The sequence below is a fragment of the Saccharomonospora iraqiensis subsp. iraqiensis genome, from assembly GCF_000430445.1.
GTDB lineage: Bacteria > Actinomycetota > Actinomycetes > Mycobacteriales > Pseudonocardiaceae > Saccharomonospora > Saccharomonospora iraqiensis.
In genome coordinates this window covers 1-3,181 of sequence record NZ_KE387055.1, presented here as the reverse complement: position 1 = coordinate 3,181, position 3,181 = coordinate 1, and the positions used below count along the sequence as shown (strand labels likewise).

The following is a 3,181-nucleotide window of genomic DNA, read 5'->3' as shown; positions in this document are numbered from 1 at the left end:
CGGTGCGCGCGGGCCTGTTCGGCGGCCTTCGCCTCCGCCTCGGCGAGCCGCGACCGCATCGGCGCCCGCCACAGATGGCAGATCGCCAACGCGAGCGCGTCGGCCGCGTCCGCGGGGCTCGGTTTCGCCGCCAACCCGAGCAGTCGGGTGACCATGGTGGTGACCTGCGCCTTGTCCGCCCGTCCGGACCCGGTGACCGCCGCCTTCACCTCGCTGGGCGTGTGGAAGACGACCGGGAGCCCGCGCCGGGCGGCGCTCAACGCGACCACACCCCCGACCTGGGCCGTACCCATCACCGTGCGGACGTTGCTCTGGCTGAACACCCGCTCGACGGCGACGACCTCCGGGCGGTGCGTGTCGAGCCAGGAGTCCACCTCGTCGCCCACCCGCAGCAGGCGGGTCGCGAGTTCGACGTCGGACGGGGTCCGGACCACGTCCACCGCCACACACCGGACGGAGCGGCCGAGGGCCCCGTCGACGACCCCGAGGCCGCACCGGGTCAGCCCGGGGTCGACACCCAGCACACGCACGCCGTTTCCGTCCTTTCCGCGAACACCCGTTCGAGACCGCAGGCTACGCTACCGCCCCCGCGGACGAGCACGGACGACGGACACGCCGGTGCGCCCGGGCGGATTCAGGGCCCGTCGACGCCGGGGGTCCAGTTCTCCGGGGCACCGCTGACGGTGAGCACCGGCTGCCACCGGGCGAACCCGGCGGGCGCCGTGGCGCTCCACGGCCAGTCCCCGGCCGGGGTGGGCACGAGGATCTGCACGGCGGGGAAGTCACCCTCCGGGTAGACCAGGAACGCGCTGCCGAAGAACTCGGGGTAGTGCCCGGTGGCCACCCGCTCGAAGGTGACCGGCACGCCCTCGAAGAAGTCGTGGTACAGCGTGCCGAACTCGAAGCGCTCCCCGGTCGCGGCGCGGTCGACGTAGGCGTCCAGCAGCACGGTCGCCTGCTCCTCCGGCAGTCCGACGACCACGGCCTCGGGGACCGCGTGCATGGCCCACGCGCACACCGTGAAGGCGTAGCCCGCCCCGTGCTCGTCGGTCGGGACCGAGACCACCGCGTTCCCGCGCCGCTCGGCCTCGGCGACGATCCATTCCCGGAGCTCACGGTCGTCGTCGGTCTCCCCCTCGCCGTCCGGGTCCGGCAGTGTTCCGGTCGCGGGCAGGTGGTCGGGATCCGGCATGGCGGGCTCCGGGGCGTCCGGGTCGGTGGCGGTGTCGGGGGTCACGGCGGCCATTGTGCCGCACCCCGCCGGCGCACGGGGAGAGCCTCCGTGCCCCGCGCGCCGCGGGTCGCACCCGCCGGTCGCACCGGCTCAGCCGACCTCGGCGAGGATCTCGTCGCTGACGTCGAAGTTCGCGTAGACGTTCTGCACGTCGTCGCAGTCCTCGAGCGCGTCGATGAGGCGGAAGACCTTGCGGGCCCCCTCCGCGTCCAGCGGCACGTTCACCGAGGGGAGGAAGCTGGTGTCGGCGGACTCGTAGTCGTAGCCCGCCTCCTGCAGGGCCGTGCGCACGGACACCAGGTCACCCGGCGCGGAGAGGATCTCGAAGCTCTCCCCGAGGTCGTTGACCTCCTCGGCACCGGCGTCCAGCACGGCCATCAGCACGTCGTCCTCGGAGAGGTCGTTCTTCGGCATGAGCACCACGCCCCTGCGGTTGAACAGGTAGGCGACCGAACCGGCGTCGGCCAGCGTCCCCCCGTTCCGGCTCAGCGCGGTGCGGACCTCCGAGGCGGCGCGGTTCTTGTTGTCGGTGAGGCACTCGATGAGCACCGCGACGCCGTTCGGCGCGTACCCCTCGTAGGTGATGTTCTGCCAGTCGGCGCCGCCGGCCTCCTCACCGTTGCCCCGCCTGCGTGCCCGCTCGATGTTGTCCTGCGGGACCGAGTTCTTCTTCGCCTTCTGGATGGCGTCGTACAGCGTGGGATTGGCCTCCGGGTCGCCACCGCCGGTGCGCGCGGCGACCTCGACGTTCTTGACCAGCTTCGCGAACAGCTTTCCACGCTTGGCGTCGAGGGCGGCCTTCTTGTGCTTGGTGGTGGCCCACTTGGAGTGGCCGCTCATCGCTCCTCCAACTCTCTCACGCGACTGCGCACATTCCGCACGAACAGCCGGTGCAGCCGCTCGTCCCCGGTCAGCTCGGGATGGAACGCGGTGGCGAACACCCGCCCCTGCCGGACGGCGACGATCCTATCGGCCGCGGCGCCGGCCTCCGCGGTGTCCGGGATCCGGGCGAGCACCTCGACGTCGGCACCGGCCTTCTCGACCCAGGGCGCGCGGATGAACACGGCGTGGACGGGGCCGTCGTCGACGCCCCGGACCTCGAGGTCGGTCTCGAACGAGTCGACCTGCCTGCCGAAGGCGTTGCGCCGCACCACGACGTCGAGCCCGTCGAGCTGGTGCTGGTCGGGCCTGCCGTCGTACACCCGGTGGGCGAGCAGGACCAGTCCCGCGCAGGAGCCGTAGACCGGGAGACCGTCCCGGATCCGCTCCCGCAGCGGGTCGAGCAGACCGAACGACGCGAGCAGCCGCGACATCGTCGTGGACTCGCCTCCGGGCAGCACCAGCCCGTCGACGTCGGCCAGCTCCGCGACGCGACGGACCGGCCGGGCCCGTGCGCCCGCGCGGTCGAGCATCGCGGCGTGTTCGGCCACGTCCCCCTGCACCGCGAGGACACCGACCTCCGGTCGCCGCTGCACGTTCGTCACCCCTCCCGCGATCGGGTCAAGCCTACTGGCCGGGGTCCGCGGGCCTGTGGTCAGGGCACTCCGAGGAGCCGCAGACCGGCCGCCGTGGCCCCCGCGGCCAGCACAACGACGACGAACGGCGCCTTCTTCCAGGCCAGCACCCCGCCCACGGCGACCCCGGCGGGGCGGGCGAAGCCGGCGAACCCGGAGCCCTCCAGCAGGGCGGAGGTGGCCACCAGCGCGGCGAGCAGGACGACGGCCGCGACCGCGACCAGATGCTCCACCCGGGGCGAGAGCGTGAACCGGGCACGCAGCAACGGCCCGGCGAACCGGAAGGCGAACGTCCCCGCCGCGAGCGCGACGGTGATCAGGATCAGGGTGAGCGGGGTCAGCGCGGTCGTCACGGGGCCACCTCCGGGTCCTCGCGGCCGGGACCGCCCGGGGCCGCGTGGGCGGGACGCGCGTCCCCGTCCCGCGGGTCCTC

Annotated in this window: 5 protein-coding genes; all 5 read right to left on the bottom strand. The window is 73.4% G+C overall.

The window, feature by feature from the left end; all coding sequences use genetic code 11:
• On the bottom strand, window positions 1–530 hold a 530-nt coding region (gene ruvC, locus ACTIR_RS0103965; protein ID WP_026453296.1), incomplete at its 3' end, for a crossover junction endodeoxyribonuclease RuvC.
• Between the two features lie 104 nt (window positions 531–634).
• Window positions 635–1,246, bottom strand: a complete 612-nt coding sequence (locus ACTIR_RS0103960) for a DUF4262 domain-containing protein (RefSeq protein ID WP_233345814.1) — start codon at window positions 1,244–1,246, stop codon at window positions 635–637.
• Window positions 1,247–1,324: 78 nt separating this feature from the next.
• The gene (locus ACTIR_RS0103955; RefSeq protein WP_007027056.1) at window positions 1,325–2,074 is read right to left on the bottom strand and encodes a YebC/PmpR family DNA-binding transcriptional regulator; all 750 of its coding nucleotides are present in this window, start codon (window positions 2,072–2,074) and stop codon (window positions 1,325–1,327) included.
• On the bottom strand, window positions 2,071–2,709 hold the full coding sequence (gene pdxT, locus ACTIR_RS0103950; RefSeq protein ID WP_026453294.1) for a pyridoxal 5'-phosphate synthase glutaminase subunit PdxT: 639 nt from the start codon (window positions 2,707–2,709) through the stop codon (window positions 2,071–2,073). The genes ACTIR_RS0103955 and pdxT overlap by 4 nt, the downstream gene beginning before the upstream one ends.
• 59 nt (window positions 2,710–2,768) lie before the next feature.
• Complete coding sequence (locus tag ACTIR_RS0103945; RefSeq protein WP_034238283.1) at window positions 2,769–3,101, bottom strand: AzlD domain-containing protein; 333 nt, start codon at window positions 3,099–3,101, stop codon at window positions 2,769–2,771.
• Window positions 3,102–3,181: the final 80 nt, after the last annotated feature.